The sequence below is a fragment of the Terrabacter sp. MAHUQ-38 genome (assembly GCF_014518425.1).
Classification (GTDB): domain Bacteria; phylum Actinomycetota; class Actinomycetes; order Actinomycetales; family Dermatophilaceae; genus Terrabacter.
In genome coordinates, this window is sequence record NZ_JACVCU010000006.1 from 48,507 (window position 1) to 65,804 (window position 17,298).

Genomic DNA, 17,298 nt, shown 5'->3' on the forward strand with positions numbered 1-17,298 from the left:
TGCCTAGGGTTTGGGTGGCGGCCACGCCTCGGCCGCCGCGAACGTGACAGCTCGGGGAAGGGCGGCAGACGTGGTCGTGTACAGGAAGGGCGCCGATCCGGACGCCCTGGAGCGCGCCGCCGGGCAGCTCGACAGGTTCGCCGGCGAGTGCCGGGCCACGCGCACCGCGGTCGACCACGCGTTCGGCTCGCTCGGCACGGCGTGGGGCGGTGGCGACTTCGACACCTTCCGCGGTGACTGGCGCTCGTCCGCACCGAGCATCGACGCCCTCGAGCGCGCTCTGAACGGCCTCGGGGCCAAGCTGCGTGAGAACGCCGCCAGGCAGCGCTCCGCGAGCGGACAGGGTGGCGGCGGCCAGGGCGGCTCCGGCGGCGTGGGTGGCGGCGCAGGCCCGCTCGCCACTGCCGTTCCGATGTCGTTCAGCCCGACGCCGTCCCCCTCCCCCGGTCCCGCGCCGACACCGACCAGTCCCCCGCCGCCGTCCACCACGGGTACCGGTGGGCCCGTCGACGGCTACGACTTCGGCGAACCGAAGAAGCCCGACATCGAGTGGGACGAGGGGTTCGAGTACGACTCGAAGGACTCGAACTGGCGAGACCACCTCTCCAAGGCCGAGTGGATGGCAAAGCTCGAGGGCGGCCGCGCCCTGCGGTCGGACCTCGACGACGCGACCGCGATGTACGAGCACTACTGGGACAACGACGGCGAGCCGATCCGCTTCGACTACGAGGAGGGCTACAAGGAGGACGCCTCGATCGCGGCCAACGTCAACTCCGAGGTCGCCCGCACTGCGGCCGCCGTTGACGAGATGGTCCGCAACGGCAACACGCACTTCAGCCTGACCGACGACCCGCACGCGGCCACGGCCTACCCCGAGACCGAGAACTGGCAGAAGACCATAGGCGGCTACCAGCAGTGGAGCAGCGCCGACGTCACGGTCAAGGACGGGCAGGTCTCGATGACCGTGACCGTGCACGCCGAGGACTACTACAACTTCAACCCCGAGCAGTCCGACATCGCGACGGGCGCCGGCGACAACGAGAACGGCCGGTTCACCGAGATCGGCTGGGCCAAACCGTTCGAATCCAGCGGCGAGGTCACCCGGACCATCACCTGGCCCGTCGGGACACCGCCGCCCACCATCGACGTGGGCCCCGGCGACGTCGAGCGCACGCCGGGCTTGGGCCGTGAGGACCGCGCCGACGAACGAGGAAGCAGCCGATGAGAGCCCGTCCCGCCGCCGCCACGACCGCCGCCCTGCTGAGCCTCGCCATCCCGGTCCTGACGACCGGCGCGTGCAGCACCGAGCCCACCCCGACGAACGACCGCACGAGGAGCACCGTGAGTAGCACCGCGACCAAGACCGGCACCGGCGACGTGCGCAGCGACCTCGAGCCGCTGACGAAGCGGTTCAGCGCCCTCGGCCAGCCGGTGTCGGCGACCTGGATGTCCGGCACGCTCGGTGGCGACGCGCCGGGTCCGTCGACGTACTGGATCGACGCCGTCGTCAAGCTGGCCCCCGATGCCGCCGCGTCGCTGCGCTCGACCTCCCCGGAGCCGACCACCGAGACCCCCGACGTCGAGGACGGCGTGCGCTCCGCCCTCCCCGCCGGCGGGTTCCTGCACTCCGAGGCTCTCGACGCGAAGTTCGCCGAGGGCAGCTTCCGCGCCAAGGCCTACCTCGCTGCCGACTCCGACACCGTCGTGCTCGTGGCCCTCGGCCAGTAGCGGACCCCGACGAAGGCAGGGACACCCGCCACACCGGCGCATGCCGTGTGGCGGGTGTTCTTGTGTGCGGAAGGGCCCGCCCCGCCGAAGCGGAACGGGCCCTCCCTGAGTGCTGCGTTGCAGCGTCAGATCACTTGATGATCTTCGTGACGCGACCGGCGCCGACCGTGCGGCCACCCTCACGGATGGCGAACTTGAGGCCGTCCTCCATGGCGATCGGCTGGATGAGCTCGACCGTCATGTCGGTGTTGTCGCCGGGCATGACCATCTCGGTGCCCTCGGGCAGGTGCACGACACCCGTCACGTCCGTCGTACGGAAGTAGAACTGCGGACGGTAGTTGTCGTAGAACGGCGTGTGACGGCCGCCCTCGTCCTTGGACAGGATGTAGACCTGAGCCTCGAAGTCCGTGTGCGGGGTGATCGAGCCGGGCTTGCAGATGACCTGCCCGCGCTCGACGTCCTCACGCTTCGTGCCACGAAGGAGCAGACCGACGTTCTCGCCGGCGCGACCCTCGTCGAGGAGCTTGCGGAACATCTCGACGCCCGTGACGGTCGTCTTGGCCGGCGGACCGGTGTGGATGCCGACGATCTCGATCTCCTCGTTGACCTTGAGGATGCCGCGCTCGATACGACCGGTGACGACGGTGCCACGACCGGTGATCGTGAACACGTCCTCGACGGGCATGAGGAACGGCTTGTCGACGTCGCGCTCGGGCTCCGGGATGGAGGTGTCGACGGCGTCCATGAGGTCGAGGACCGACTGGCCCCACTCCGCGTCGCCCTCGAGCGCCTTCAGCGCCGAGACCTTGACGACGGGCAGGTCGTCGCCCGGGAACTCGTACTGCGACAGGAGCTCACGGACCTCCATCTCGACGAGCTCGAGGATCTCCTCGTCGTCGACCATGTCGGCCTTGTTGAGCGCCACGACGATGTAGGGGACGCCGACCTGGCGAGCCAGGAGGACGTGCTCCTTCGTCTGCGGCATCGGGCCGTCGGTGGCGGCGACCACGAGGATCGCACCATCCATCTGGGCCGCACCGGTGATCATGTTCTTGACGTAGTCAGCGTGACCCGGGCAGTCGACGTGCGCGTAGTGACGACCCTCGGTCTGGTACTCGATGTGCGCGATCGAGATCGTGATACCGCGCTGGCGCTCCTCGGGAGCCTTGTCGATGTCCTCGAACGCGAACTGGGGGTTCAGGTCCGGGTACTTGTCGTGCAGAACCTTGGAAATCGCAGCCGTCAGCGTCGTCTTGCCGTGGTCAATGTGACCGATGGTGCCGATGTTGACGTGCGGCTTGGTCCGCTCGAACTTTGCCTTCGCCACTGTGGTCCTCCTCAGGACTTTCTTGTGTTACGCCGTACGACCAGGGCAGGACGGGGCGCTGTGGGTGGATTCCGATGAAAGAGACTACGGGATGGCCCGCAGTCACTCCCCGCGGGTCTTCTTGATGATCTCCTCGGCAACAGCCTTGGGGACCTCTGCGTAGGAGTCGAACTCCATGGAGAAGCTCGCGCGGCCCTGCGTCTTGGAGCGCAGGTCGCCGACGTAGCCGAACATCTCGGACAGCGGGACGAGGCCCTTGACGACCTTGGCGCCGCTGATGTCCTCCATGCCCTGGATCTGGCCACGACGGGAGTTGATGTCGCCGATGACGTCACCCATGTAGTCCTCGGGCGTGCGCACCTCGACGGCCATCATCGGCTCGAGCAGGACCGGGTCAGCCTTGCGGATGGCCTCCTTGAGGACCATCGAGCCGGCGATCTTGAACGCCATCTCCGAGGAGTCGACGTCGTGGTAGCCACCGTCGACAAGGGTGGCCTTGATCCCCACGAGCGGGTAGCCGGCGAGCACGCCGTACTGCATGGCGTCCTGGATGCCGGCGTCGACCGACGGGATGTACTCACGCGGAACGCGACCGCCGGTGACGGCGTTGACGAACTCGTACATCGAGCCGTCCTCGGTCTCGCCCAGGGGCTCGAAGGACACCTGGACCTTCGCGAACTGGCCGGAGCCACCGGTCTGCTTCTTGTGCGTGTAGTCGTACTTCTCGACCGAGCGACGGATCGTCTCGCGGTAGGCCACCTGCGGCTTGCCGACGTTGGCCTCGACCTTGAACTCGCGCTTCATGCGGTCGACGAGGATGTCGAGGTGCAGCTCACCCATGCCGGCGATGATCGTCTGGCCGGTGTCCTCGTCGAGGTGGACCTGGAAGGTCGGATCCTCGGCGGAGAGCTTCTGGATGGCCGTGGAGAGCTTCTCCTGGTCGCCCTTGGTCTTCGGCTCGATCGCGACCTGGATGACCGGGTCGGGGAAGGTCATCGACTCGAGCACGATCTGCTCGTTGATGTCGGACAGGGTGTCGCCCGTCGTCGTGTCCTTGAGGCCGATGGCCGCGTAGATGTGGCCGGCCATGGCCTCGTCGACGGGGTTCTCCTTGTTGGCGTGCATCTGGAAGAGCTTCCCGATGCGCTCCTTCTTGCCCTTCGTCGAGTTGATGACGCCGGTGCCCGAGCTGATGTGGCCCGAGTAGACGCGGATGAAGGTCAGCGTGCCGAAGAACGGGTGCGTGGCGACCTTGAAGGCGAGGGCCGAGAACGGCTCGTCCTTGGAGGGTGCTCGCGTCAGCTCGACCTCCTCGTTGCCCGGCTTGTGGCCGATCATCGGGGGGACGTCCAGGGGCGAGGGCAGGTAGTCGACGACCGCGTCGAGCATCGGCTGCACACCGCGGTTCTTGAACGCGGAGCCGCAGAACACCGGGTACAGCTCGGAGTTCACGGTGAGCTTGCGGATGCCGGCCTTGAGCTCGTCGACGGTGAGCTCCTCGCCGCCGAGGTACTTCTCCATGAGGTCGTCGTCGGCCTCGGCGACACGCTCGACAAGAGCCGTGCGGTACTCCGCGGCCTTCGCCTGGAGGTCGGCCGGGATCTCGGCGATCTCGTACTTGGCGCCCATGGTCACGTCGCCCTTGGCGTCGCCGGGCCACACGAGGGCGCGCATGTAGATGAGGTCGATGACGCCGAGGAAGTCGTTCTCGGCACCGATCGGCAGCTGCATGACGAGCGGCTCCGCACCGAGGCGGTCCTTGATCGTCTGCACGGTGAAGTAGAAGTCGGCGCCGAGCTTGTCCATCTTGTTGACGAAGCAGATGCGCGGCACGTCGTACTTGTCGGCCTGGCGCCACACCGTCTCGGACTGGGGCTCGACACCCTCCTTGCCGTCGAACACCGCTACGGCACCGTCGAGGACGCGCAGGGAGCGCTCGACCTCGACCGTGAAGTCGACGTGTCCGGGGGTGTCGATGATGTTGACCTGGGTGCCCTCCCAGAAGGAGGTCACGGCGGCAGACGTGATCGTGATGCCGCGCTCCTTCTCCTGCTCCATCCAGTCGGTCGTCGACGCGCCGTCGTGGGTCTCACCGATCTTGTGGTTGACACCGGTGTAGAAGAGGATGCGCTCCGTCACCGTGGTCTTGCCAGCGTCGATGTGCGCCATGATGCCGATGTTGCGGACCTTCTTGAGGTCCGTCAGGACGTCGAGTGCCACGTCAGGTTTCTCGTCTCATTCGTCGTGGAGTGAAAATCGTTGGGGCGCCGGGCCACGTCGAACGACGGGCGGGCGCGTGCCCGCCGGTATGCCGTGGAGCGAGCTCCCCGGCATACCGGCCGGACCGCTGGTCACCAGCGGTAGTGCGCGAAGGCCTTGTTGGACTCGGCCATCTTGTGGGTGTCCTCGCGGCGCTTCACAGCGGCACCGAGGCCGTTGCTCGCGTCGAGGATCTCGTTCATGAGGCGCTCGGTCATCGTCTTCTCGCGCCGCTGACGGGAGTAACCGACGAGCCAGCGCAGGGCCAGCGTCGTGCTGCGGCCCGGCTTGACCTCGATCGGCACCTGGTAGGTCGCGCCACCGACGCGACGGCTCTTGACCTCCATGGCCGGCTTGACGTTGTCGAGCGCACGCTTGAGCGTGGCGACGGGGTCGGTGCCGGTCTTCTGGCGGCAGCCCTCGAGGGCGCCGTAGACGATCGTCTCGGCGATCGACTTCTTGCCGTCGAGGAGGATCTTGTTGACGAGCTGCGTGACGAGCGGGCTGGCGTAGACCGGGTCGACGACGAGCGGGCGCTTCGGAGCGGGTCCCTTACGAGGCATCAGCTCTTCTCCTTCTTCGCGCCGTACCGGCTACGAGCCTGCTTGCGGTTCTTGACACCCTGGGTGTCGAGCGTGCCGCGGACGATCTTGTAACGCACACCCGGGAGGTCCTTCACACGGCCGCCACGCACGAGCACGATGGAGTGCTCCTGCAGGTTGTGGCCGACGCCGGGGATGTAGGCCGTGACCTCGATGCCGCTGGAGAGGCGCACACGGGCGACCTTGCGCAGGGCGGAGTTCGGCTTCTTGGGGGTGGTGGTGTAGACGCGGGTGCAGACACCGCGACGCTGGGGCGAGCCCTTGAGCGCCGGGGTCTTGGCCTTGCTGGCCTTGTCCTGGCGGCCCTTGCGGACCAGCTGGTTGATGGTAGGCAACCTGGTTACTCCATAACGTTGCTCGTTGTCAGTCGACCGGGAGGACGACTCCTTGGCTGTTCGGTCCGGCGACCCCCGAGGTCGGGCGTGTCGGGTCCGGTTCTCCCCCCTGCACTCCCCAGCCGTCTCGGTGCCGTGTGGCGTCCGGTCTGGTTGGGTTGCCCGGCGGGAGGTGTGCTCTGGACCGCAGTGATGTCGTGCCCGCCGGAGCGGGCTGACAGGGCACCGTGGCCGTCATCGCGCATGACTGAGGACGTGCCTCAGACACAGTGTTCAAGCGTACCGGGGCGCGGCACGCCCACCAAATCGGTTGAACGGGCCCCATCAGCCCAGACTCGCCAGTCTCACCCCGGCTGAGTCGGCGGTCAGCCGAGGCGCCAGTCGCCGGCGTACATGTGCAGCACCGGGACGCCCAGGGACTCACGCGCCCGGGAGGCCCAGTCCCGGTGGAAGGTGTCCTCGACCGCGTGCGGCTCGGTGACGACGACGACCTCACGCGCGCCGAGCCGCGAGACCTCGTCGACCAGCGCGGGCATGGGGTCATCGGCGGTGATCTCGCCCGTCGCGACCACCTCGTGGCGCTCGAACTGCGCGAGCGTCGTCGTCAAGGCGGTGTCCGCATCGCTGCGCGCGGTCACGCGGTCGACCGGGCGCAGCGACTCGAGGGCCTCGCGCATCTCGAAGAGGCTGAGGTGGTTGAGGAAGGAGCTGAGCAGGTTGCGCCGGGTGTCGGCCGGGACGAGCACGCGGTACGTCGGCTGCTCGTCCTCGTGCAGTCCGACGATCTTGTCGACGTCGACCGACCTGAGGGCCTCTTCGGTGAGGACGATGATCGTCGGCGTCGGACCGCCCTCGACCGCGCCGTCCTGCCCCGTGGCCGTGGTGGGGGAAGGCGTGCCGAACGTGGTGCCGGCCTGGGCGTGGTCGTCGGGGTCGGGCGCGTTCGGCACGTCGGCCGTGGGCTCGGTCATGCGACCACCCTATCGATCCGACGGCCTCGCGGGACTCAGCGGTTGGTCATGCGCCAGCCCGCGAGCAGCACCCCCAGCCGGTCCTCGACGGGTCGCGGCGACGTGCCGGTGAAGTTGCTCATGATGACGAAGACGTACCGCCGCCCGTCGGCCCCGGTGACGTAGCCGGCGAGGGACGTGACGCCCGTGAGGTTGCCGTTCTTCGCGCGCAGGTTGCCGGCCGCGGCGGTCCCGCGCATGCGCTTGGCGAGCGTGCCTCCCGTCCAGCGGACGGGGTCGGTGCCCGCGACCGGCAGCGCCCCGCGGAAGGTGGTCCACCAGGACGTGCGCTGCACCTTGTCGAGGAGGCCGGCGAGCTGGTTGGGCGTGAGCCGGTTGGCTCGGGCGAGGCCCGAGCCGTCGACGAAGCGCATGCCGGTCGTGGAGATCCCGACGCGGGCGGCATACGCCCGGAGCGCCGCCGTGCCGCTCGCCCATGTGCCCTTGCCGCTGGCTCGCGCGCCGAGTGTCTTCGTGATCGCCTCTGCGTGCGCGTTGTTGCTCAGCTTGAGGAACGGCACGAGCAGCTGGCCGAGCGTCATCGAGCTGTGCCGGGTGAGGAGCACCTGGCCCGACGGCGTCGTACCACGCACCACGGTGCCGTCCACCCGGATGCCGGCGGCGACGAGGCGCGCCCGCAGGGCCCGACCGGCGAGCAGGGCGGGGTCGTTGACGGTCACCCACTTCTTCGCAGCCGAATGCTTGACCGGCACCTGCCCGGTCACGGTGACGATGTTGGAGCCGGCCTTGCGGCTCACGGCGATCGTCGTCGCCGTGCCGACCGCCGACGTGCGGGCCCGGTTGACGATGGTCACGTGCGTCGACGCCGACTGCGGAGTCAGGGTGATCCGTGGCGCGACCGCTGTCGACGTGGACGGGGTCGCGGCCACGATGACCGTGCCGGCGTCGTAGTCCGTGTCCGGCGCCAGGGTCAGGGCCGAGACCTGTGCGGCGTAGTAGCTCGAGGCGTACGACGTGGACCAGTACGGGTTGTAGCGCACCTCGTCGAAGTACGACGCGTCGGCGACGACGTCGCCCGAGACCCGCGTGACACCCTTCGCGCGCAGCGCGCTGACCATCGCCGTGAGATCGCGCTCGAGCAGGGTCGGGTCACCGCGGCCCTTGAGGTAGAGCCGCCCCGGGACCACTCCCCCGGCCTGCAGCGGCGCCGCGTACAGATCGGTGCTCCAGCGGTAGCCGGTGCCCAGGTGGTACATCGCGGCCGCCGCCGTGAAGGTCTTCTGCGCCGACGCCGGCGCGAGCGGCGTGTTCGCGTAGCGCACGTAGACCTGCCTACGCGTCGAGGCATCGGCCACGACGGCCCCGACGCGCGCCGTCGACGCGGTGACGCTGGGGGCTGACATGACCTTGCCGACCTCCCGGCGCAGCGCCGCGTCGCGCGGGTCGTACACCGTCGCACCCGAGCCCGGCGGGGCGGCGGCGACGAGCGCGGCGACGGCGAGCATCGCGACTGCCACGACGAAGGGCCAGCGCAGCGGCCGGCTGCGCGGTCCGCGGGTCCCGCGGACGACCTTGAGCGGACGAGGGGCACCGACCATGACGACCTCCCGGAGGGGTGACGCCGGCGGGCCCTGACGCCGTCGGTCGGCCACCCTGCGGCGAGACTAGTCCGTTTTGTCCCTTTCAATGCGGGACGCCGGGCTGTTCTTTCTCGAGGCTCCGCCGTTGCGTACCGTCGCGGTTCCTGCACGGCTCACAGCCACGCAGAAGCGTGGCGTCGCACAGGAGACCGCCGTCAGGTCGCCTGCCGGATCGATGAGCATCGGTTTGGCCTGGACCACGCCATCGGCTTCTCGCCACGAAATAACCGACACGTCGCCGATCAGCCGGACCGTCCCCGACGACACGTTCGTCAGCGTCACGTTGCCGCCCGACCCCACCTTCGCCACCACCATGTTCGAGGCCGACCCACCAGCCGTGAAGCTCCCGTTCCTCGACACCGGACGCGAGCCACCCGCCGGGAACACCGACACGAACCCGTCCCGCGACGGCCGGAACGCCATCACCGACAACACCACCGCCGAGACCCCCGACACCCCACCGCGGCCCGTCACTCGCACCGACACCGAACCATCCGCCGGCACCAGCCCTACGGCGCACCCACCCCATAACCGGCTCGCGGTGCATGAGATCCCCAGTCGGATGCGCGACACGGCAGTCGCGGCAGCGAGAACCACAGGGCTCGCAGCCCGCCGGACCTGCGGGAAAGGCGTACAAACGGCCGAGGGCCGGCTCCCCTGTCGGGGAGCCGGCCCAGCGGCATACGGGGTGGTCACCGGCCCACCGCAAGAGCGGGCCGCGACCGGTCAGAACTTGTCGAGACCGAGAGCCTCGTCGTCGAGACGGATGGCCTCGCCGGTGCCCGAACCGAAGCCTGCGTAGTCGTAGGCGTCGTAGCTCGGCAGCGAGTACATCGCAGCCTTGGCCTCCTCGGTGGGCTCGACCTTGATGTTCCGGTAGCGGGGCAGGCCCGTGCCGGCAGGGATGAGCTTTCCGAGGATGACGTTCTCCTTGAGGCCGAGCAGCGGGTCGGACTTGGCCTCCATGGCGGCCTGCGTGAGCACGCGGGTCGTCTCCTGGAAGGACGCGGCCGACAGCCACGACTCGGTCGCGAGCGAGGCCTTGGTGATGCCCATGAGCTCGGGACGCCCGGCGGCCGGACGGCCCCCTTCGGACATGACCTTGCGGTTCTCCTCCTCGAAGCGACCACGCTCGGCGAGCTCGCCCGGGAGCAGGTCCGCGTCGCCGGCCTCGATGATCGTCACGCGCCTCAGCATCTGGCGCACGATGACCTCGATGTGCTTGTCGTGGATCGACACACCCTGCTGGCGGTAGACCCGCTGCACCTCGTCGACGAGGTGCTTCTGGGCCGCACGCGGGCCGAGGATGCGAAGGACCTGCTTGGGGTCGATCGCGCCCTGGACGAGCTTGTCACCCACGGTCACGTGGTCACCGTCGGCGACGAGCAGGCGCGAACGCTTGCTCACCGGGTACGCGTGCTGCTCGGAGCCGTCGTCGGGCGTGAGCAGGACGCGGCGCGCCTTGTCGGTGTCCTCGATCTCGACGCGGCCGGTGGCCTCGGCGATCGGGGCCACACCCTTGGGCGTACGCGCCTCGAAGAGCTCGACGACACGCGGCAGACCCTGGGTGATGTCGTCGGCCGCGGCCGCACCACCGGTGTGGAAGGTACGCATCGTCAGCTGCGTGCCGGGCTCACCGATCGACTGGGCCGCGATGATGCCGACGGCCTCGCCGATGTCGACGAGCTTGCCCGTCGCCAGCGAACGCCCGTAGCAGGCCGCACAGGTGCCGACCTTGCTGTCGCACGTGAGCACCGAACGGATCCGCACCTCGTCGACACCGGCCGCGTACAGCGCGTCGATGACGACGTCACCGAGGTCGATGCCGGCCACGGCGAGCGTCTCGCCGTCGACGACGACGTCCTCGGCCAGCGTGCGGGCGTAGACCGAGGCCTCGACGACCTCGCTCGGCGCACGCGTGCCCGTGGTCTCGTTGACCTGGGCGATCGGCAGCTTGAGGCCACGGTCGGTGCCGCAGTCGTCCTCACGGATGATGACGTCCTGCGACACGTCGACGAGACGACGCGTCAGGTAGCCCGAGTCGGCGGTACGAAGCGCCGTGTCGGCCAGACCCTTGCGGGCACCGTGCGTCGAGATGAAGAACTCGAGCACCGTGAGGCCCTCACGGAAGTTCGCCTTGATCGGGCGCGGGATGATCTCGCCCTTCGGGTTGGCCATGAGGCCACGCATACCGGCGATCTGACGGATCTGGAACCAGTTACCACCAGCACCCGAGGACACCATCCGGTAGATGGGGTTCGTGCGGGGGAAGTTGGTCTCCATCTCCTTGGCGACCTGGTTGGACGCCTGCGTCCAGATCTCGACGAGCTCCTGACGACGCTCGTCGTCGGTGATCAGACCACGCTCGTACTGGGTCTGGACCTTCGCGGCCTTCGTCTCGTAACCCTCGAGGATGGCCGTCTTGTTGTCCGGCGTCGTGACGTCGGAGATCGCGACGGTGCAGCCCGAGCGGGTCGACCAGTGGAAGCCGGCCTCCTTCAGGGCGTCGAGGGACGCGGCGACCTGGACCTTCGAGTAGCGCTCGGCGAGGTCGTTGACGATCGCCGAGAGCCGCTTGCGGTCGACCGGCCGGTTCTCGAACGGGTAGTCGAGCGGGAGCGTGTCGTTGAAGATCGCGCGGCCGAGCGTCGTCTCGAGCGTGAGGCTCGGGACGATGCCGTCCTCGCCGGCCTCGACACCCTCGGGCAGCTCGTATCCGGTCGGGGGCACCGCGTCGGTGAGGCGAAGCTTGATCGCCGAGCCGAGCTGGATCTCGCCGTGGTCGAAGGCCATCCGGGCCTCCGACGGCGACGTGAACGCACGACCCGCACCGAGACCGCCACCGTCGACCGCGTCGGTCAGGTGGTAGATGCCGGTGATCATGTCCTGCGTCGGCATGGTCACGGGGCGACCGTCAGCCGGCTTCAGGATGTTGTTGCTCGACAGCATGAGGATGCGGGCCTCGGCCTGCGCCTCCGCCGACAGCGGCACGTGGACGGCCATCTGGTCACCGTCGAAGTCGGCGTTGAACGCCGAGCAGACGAGCGGGTGGATCTGGATGGCCTTGCCCTCGACGAGCTGCGGCTCGAACGCCTGGATGCCGAGACGGTGCAGCGTGGGTGCGCGGTTGAGCAGCACCGGGTGCTCCGTGATGACCTCTTCGAGGACGTCCCACACGACCGGGCGGGCACGCTCGACCATGCGCTTGGCCGACTTGATGTTCTGCGCGTGGTCGAGGTCGACCAGGCGCTTCATCACGAACGGCTTGAACAGCTCGAGTGCCATCTGCTTGGGCAGACCGCACTGGTGCAGCTTCAGCTGCGGGCCGACGACGATGACCGAACGGCCGGAGTAGTCGACACGCTTGCCGAGGAGGTTCTGGCGGAACCGGCCCTGCTTGCCCTTGAGCATGTCGGACAGCGACTTGAGCGGACGGTTGCCGGGACCCGTGACCGGGCGACCACGACGGCCGTTGTCGAAGAGGCTGTCGACGGCCTCCTGGAGCATGCGCTTCTCGTTGTTGACGATGATCTCGGGCGCACCGAGGTCGAGCAGCCGCTTCAGGCGGTTGTTGCGGTTGATGACGCGACGGTAGAGGTCGTTGAGGTCCGAGGTCGCGAAGCGGCCACCGTCGAGCTGCACCATCGGGCGCAGGTCCGGCGGGATGACCGGGATCGCGTCGAGGACCATGCCCGACGGGTGGTTGGTCGTCGTCTGGAACGCGGTGACGACCTTGAGGCGCTTGATGGCGCGGGTCTTCTTCTGGCCCTTGCCGGTCGCGATGATCTCCTGCAGGAGCGCGGCCTCGGCCTCGAGGTCGAAGGACTCGAGGCGCTTCTGGATCGCCGCGGCGCCCATGCCGCCCTCGAAGTAGAGACCGAAGCGGTCACGCATCTCGCGGTAGAGGATCTCGTCGCCCTCGAGGTCCTGGACCTTGAGGTTCTTGAACCGGTCCCACACCTGCTCGAGGCGCTCGACCTGCTGGTCGGCCCGCTTGCGGATGTTGTTCATCTCGCGCTCGGCCTGGTCGCGGACCTTGCGCTTCGCGTCGGCCTTGGCACCCTCGGCCTCGAGCTCGGCGATGTTGCGCTCGAGCGTCTGGGCGCGGGCCTCGACGTCGGCGTCGCGGCGGTTCTCGATCTCCTTCTTCTCGACCTGGATCTGCGCCTCGAGCGACGGCAGGTCAGCGTGGCGCTGGTCCTCGTCGACGGACGTGATCATGTAGGCCGCGAAGTAGATGACCTTCTCGAGGTCCTTCGGGGCGAGGTCGAGAAGGTACCCGAGGCGTGACGGGACGCCCTTGAAGTACCAGATGTGGGTGACGGGCGCGGCGAGCTCGATGTGGCCCATCCGCTCACGGCGCACCTTGGCGCGCGTGACCTCGACGCCACAGCGCTCACAGATGATGCCCTTGAAGCGGACACGCTTGTACTTGCCGCAGTTGCACTCCCAGTCCCGGGTGGGGCCGAAGATGCGCTCGCAGAAGAGGCCCTCCTTCTCCGGCTTGAGGGTGCGGTAGTTGATGGTCTCGGGCTTCTTGACCTCGCCGTGGCTCCACTGGCGGATGGAGTCCGCGGTGGCGAGGCCGATGCGCAGCTCGTCGAAGAAGTTGACGTCGAGCACGTGGTTCCTTCTCTCGTAACTCTCGTTAAGTCTTTGGTCTGAGTGGGATTCGAAGACGCCGGTGGCGTATGCCGCTGAGCTGGCCCAGCGGCATACGCACCGCCTGTCGTGTGGTGGCCTTCTCAGACCTCTTCGACGCTGGACGGCTCACGCCGGCTCAGGTCGATGCCGAGCTCCTCCGCAGCGCGGAAGACCTCCTCGTCGGACTCCTTCATCTCGATCGTCGTGCCGTCGGAGCTCAGGACCTCGACGTTGAGACACAGGGACTGCATCTCCTTGAGGAGGACCTTGAACGACTCCGGGATGCCCGAGTCGGGGATGTTCTCGCCCTTGACGATCGCCTCGTACACCTTGACGCGTCCGGGGACGTCGTCCGACTTGATCGTCAGCAGCTCCTGGAGCGTGTAGGCGGCGCCGTACGCCTCGAGCGCCCAGACCTCCATCTCACCGAAGCGCTGGCCACCGAACTGGGCCTTACCGCCGAGCGGCTGCTGGGTGATCATGGAGTAGGGACCCGTCGAGCGAGCGTGGATCTTGTCGTCGACGAGGTGGTGCAGCTTGAGGATGTACATGTAGCCGACCGCGACGGGCTCCGGGAACGGCTCGCCGGAGCGGCCGTCGAAGAGGCGCGTCTTGCCCGAGGCGTCGATGAGGCGCACGTCGTCGCGCGTCTTCAGCGTCGAGTCGAGCAGACCGGTCACGACGTCCTCGGACGCACCGTCGAAGACGGGCGTCGCCACGCGCGAGCCGGGCGGGGCCTCGTGCGCGTCGGGTGCGATCTCGGCGGCCCACTCGGGGTTGCCCTCGATCTTCCAGCCGCGCGAGGCGGCCCAGCCGAGGTGCAGCTCGAGGATCTGGCCGAGGTTCATACGACGCGGCACACCGTGCGGGTTGAGCACGACGTCGACGGGCGTGCCGTCCTCGAGGAACGGCATGTCCTCGACCGGGAGGATCTTCGAGATGACGCCCTTGTTGCCGTGACGGCCGGCGAGCTTGTCACCGTCGGTGATCTTGCGCTTGTTGGCGACGTAGACCCGGACGAGCTGGTTGACGCCCGGCGGGAGGTCGTCGCCCATGTCGGCGCGGAACTCCTTGACTCCGATGACCGTGCCGGTCTCGCCGTGGGGCACCTTGAGCGACGTGTCGCGGACCTCGCGCGCCTTCTCACCGAAGATCGCGCGGAGCAGGCGCTCCTCCGGGGTCAGCTCGGTCTCGCCCTTGGGCGTGACCTTGCCGACGAGCAGGTCGCCGTCGCGGACCTCGGCGCCGACGCGGATGATGCCGCGCTCGTCGAGGTCGGCGAGGACCTCCTCGGAGACGTTCGGGATGTCCCGGGTGATCTCCTCGGGGCCGAGCTTCGTGTCGCGGGCGTCGACCTCGTGCTCCTCGATGTGGATCGAGGAGAGGACGTCGTCCTGGACGAGACGCTGGCTGAGGATGATCGCGTCCTCGTAGTTGTGGCCCTCCCACGACATGAACGCGACGAGCAGGTTGCGCCCGAGCGCCATCTCGCCGCCGTCGGTCGCGGGACCGTCGGCGATGACGCCGCCGGCCTCGAGACGGTCGCCCTCGTTGACGATGACGACCTGGTTGTAGCTCGTGCCCTGGTTGGAGCGCGCGAACTTGGCGATGCGGTACGTCTGGTAGGTGCCGTCGTCGTTGGCGACGGTGACCAGGTCGGCCGACACCTCCTGGACGACGCCGGCCTTCTCGGCGCGGACGACGTCACCGGAGTCGACGGCGGCGCGGTACTCCATGCCGGTGCCGACGAGCGGGGCCTCGCTCTTGACGAGCGGGACCGCCTGACGCTGCATGTTGGCGCCCATGAGGGCACGGTTGGCGTCGTCGTGCTCGAGGAACGGGATCATCGCCGTCGCGGCCGACACCATCTGGCGCGGCGAGACGTCCATGTAGTCGACCTCGTCGCCGGGCACGAGCTCGACCTCGCCACCCTTGGTGCGCACGAGGACGCGCTCGTCGACGAAGTCACCGGCCTTGTCGAGCGGGGCGTTGGCCTGCGCGACGACGTAGCGGTCCTCCTCGTCGGCCGAGAGGTAGTGGATCTCGTCGGTGACGTGGCCGTTCTCGACCTTGCGGTACGGCGTCTCGATGAAGCCGAACGCGTTGATGCGGCCGTAGGACGCGAGCGAGCCGATGAGGCCGATGTTCGGGCCTTCCGGCGTCTCGATCGGGCACATGCGGCCGTAGTGCGACGGGTGGACGTCACGGACCTCCATCTGCGCGCGGTCGCGGGAGATACCACCCGGGCCGAGCGCGGACAGGCGACGCTTGTGCGTCAGACCCGCGAGCGGGTTGTTCTGGTCCATGAACTGCGAGAGCTGCGAGGTGCCGAAGAACTCCTTGATCGACGCCACCACGGGGCGGATGTTGATCAGGGTCTGCGGCGTGATGGCCTCGACGTCCTGCGTCGTCATGCGCTCGCGGACGACGCGCTCCATGCGGGACAGACCGGTGCGGACCTGGTTCTGGATGAGCTCTCCGACGGAGCGCAGGCGGCGGTTGCCGAAGTGGTCGATGTCGTCGACCTCGACGCGGACGTCGATCTCCTCGCCGTTCTTGACGCCCTTCATCGAGTCCTGGCCGTCGTGCAGCGTGACGATGAACTTGATGGTCTTGACGATGTCGTCGATCGACAGCGTCGAGTCGTTGATCGAGGCGTCGAGGCCGAGCTTCTTGTTGACCTTGTAACGGCCCACCTTGGCGAGGTCGTAGCGCTTGCCGTTGAAGTAGAGGTTGTCGAGCAGCGTCTGCGCGGCCTCCTTCGTCGGCGGCTCGCCCGGGCGCAGCTTGCGGTAGATGTCGAGCAGCGCGTCGTCCTGGCCCTGCGTGTGGTCCTTCTCGAGGGTCAGGCGCATCGACTCGAACTCGCCGAACTCCTCGAGGATCTGGGCCTCGGTCCAGCCGAGGGCCTTGAGGAGCACCGTGACCGACTGCTTGCGCTTGCGGTCGACGCGGACGCCGACCATGTCGCGCTTGTCGATCTCGAACTCGAGCCAGGCGCCACGGCTCGGGATGATCTTGGCCGTGTAGATGTCCTTGTCGGACGTCTTGTCGGGGGTGCGCTCGAAGTAGACGCCCGGGCTGCGGACGAGCTGCGAGACGACGACACGCTCGGTGCCGTTGATGATGAAGGTGCCGCGCTCGGTCATGAGCGGGAAGTCGCCCATGAACACGGTCTGGCTCTTGATCTCGCCCGTCTGGGCGTTCATGAACTCAGCCGTGACGAAGAGCGGCGCGTCGTAGGTCTGGTCGCGCTCCTTGCACGACTCGATCGACTTTCGGGTCTCCTCGAAGCGGTGGTCGCGGAACGACAGCGACATCGAGCCGCTGAAGTCCTCGATCGGGGAGATCTCCTCGAAGATCTCCTCGAGCCCGGACCGGTCCGGGACGTCGGTGCGTCCCTCGGCCTTGGCCGCGGCGACGCGAGCTTGCCAGCGCTCGTTGCCGAGCAGCCAGTCGAAGCTCTCCGTCTGAAGGGCCAGGAGGTCAGGGACCTCGAGCGGTTCGCGAATCTTCGCGAAGGACAGACGTCCCGAAGGGGTCTGTGCGGTGGACATGTTCGTCGCAGTACGCGAGGCAGCCAAGGAGGGTCCTTCCACGGGCCTTTTTCGAATCTTCAGATCCGCGTTGCCGCATGGCTCCGCTCGCGGGTCCCGAGGTCGTGCCGGATGCCGGATGGCATGGTGAGTGGCCTGACCGAGGTCGCGAGGGGTGGGCATGGGCAGCGCAAAGGCCTAGCCTACCGTCAAAGGGCAGGAGTGTCCAGCCGGGTCAAGAGACGGAGATCGTCTG

11 protein-coding genes are annotated in these 17,298 nt (G+C 68.2%); 2 read left to right on the plus strand and 9 right to left on the minus strand.

Annotation, left to right across the window (positions count from 1 at the left end):
- Positions 1-70: 70 nt before the first annotated feature.
- Together H9I49_RS20790 and H9I49_RS20795 are read left to right on the plus strand one after the other, a co-directional pair.
- A complete protein-coding gene (locus tag H9I49_RS20790; protein WP_188032318.1) occupies positions 71-1,225 on the plus strand; it encodes a WXG100 family type VII secretion target in 1,155 nt (384 codons plus the stop codon).
- Positions 1,222-1,728: a hypothetical protein gene (locus H9I49_RS20795; protein WP_188032319.1), complete on the plus strand. Its 507-nt coding sequence runs from the start codon at positions 1,222-1,224 to the stop codon at positions 1,726-1,728. Before H9I49_RS20790 ends, H9I49_RS20795 begins: the two co-directional genes overlap by 4 nt.
- A 130-nt stretch (positions 1,729-1,858) precedes the next feature.
- On the opposite strand, the gene tuf is transcribed toward H9I49_RS20795, so the two are convergent.
- The 9 genes from tuf to rpoB all read right to left on the minus strand — a co-directional run bounded on the left by tuf (position 1,859) and on the right by rpoB (position 17,090).
- Positions 1,859-3,055: an elongation factor Tu gene (tuf, locus tag H9I49_RS20800; RefSeq protein ID WP_188032320.1), complete on the minus strand. Its 1,197-nt coding sequence runs from the start codon at positions 3,053-3,055 to the stop codon at positions 1,859-1,861.
- 102 nt (positions 3,056-3,157) lie between these two features.
- The gene (gene fusA / locus H9I49_RS20805) at positions 3,158-5,275 is read right to left on the minus strand and encodes an elongation factor G (RefSeq protein WP_188032321.1); all 2,118 of its coding nucleotides are present in this window, start codon (positions 5,273-5,275) and stop codon (positions 3,158-3,160) included.
- Between the two features lie 131 nt (positions 5,276-5,406).
- Positions 5,407-5,877, minus strand: a complete 471-nt coding sequence (gene rpsG / locus H9I49_RS20810) for a 30S ribosomal protein S7 (protein WP_045191913.1) — start codon at positions 5,875-5,877, stop codon at positions 5,407-5,409.
- Positions 5,877-6,251: a 30S ribosomal protein S12 gene (gene rpsL, locus H9I49_RS20815; protein WP_020143255.1), complete on the minus strand. Its 375-nt coding sequence runs from the start codon at positions 6,249-6,251 to the stop codon at positions 5,877-5,879. Before rpsL ends, rpsG begins: the two co-directional genes overlap by 1 nt.
- Before the next feature lie 365 nt (positions 6,252-6,616).
- Positions 6,617-7,222 (minus strand): hypothetical protein, encoded by a 606-nt coding sequence (locus H9I49_RS20820; protein WP_188032322.1) that lies wholly within the window; start codon positions 7,220-7,222, stop codon positions 6,617-6,619.
- A gap of 35 nt (positions 7,223-7,257) precedes the next feature.
- Positions 7,258-8,820, minus strand: a complete 1,563-nt coding sequence (gene dacB, locus H9I49_RS20825) for a D-alanyl-D-alanine carboxypeptidase/D-alanyl-D-alanine-endopeptidase (protein ID WP_188032323.1) — start codon at positions 8,818-8,820, stop codon at positions 7,258-7,260.
- A 66-nt stretch (positions 8,821-8,886) separates the two neighbouring features.
- Positions 8,887-9,348 (minus strand): hypothetical protein, encoded by a 462-nt coding sequence (locus H9I49_RS20830; protein ID WP_188032324.1) that lies wholly within the window; start codon positions 9,346-9,348, stop codon positions 8,887-8,889.
- 240 nt (positions 9,349-9,588) lie between these two features.
- Entirely contained in the window at positions 9,589-13,485 is a 3,897-nt protein-coding gene (locus tag H9I49_RS20835) for a DNA-directed RNA polymerase subunit beta' (RefSeq protein ID WP_188032325.1), read from the minus strand.
- 122 nt (positions 13,486-13,607) lie between these two features.
- On the minus strand, positions 13,608-17,090 hold the full coding sequence (gene rpoB, locus H9I49_RS20840; RefSeq protein WP_188032326.1) for a DNA-directed RNA polymerase subunit beta: 3,483 nt from the start codon (positions 17,088-17,090) through the stop codon (positions 13,608-13,610).
- Positions 17,091-17,298: the final 208 nt, after the last annotated feature.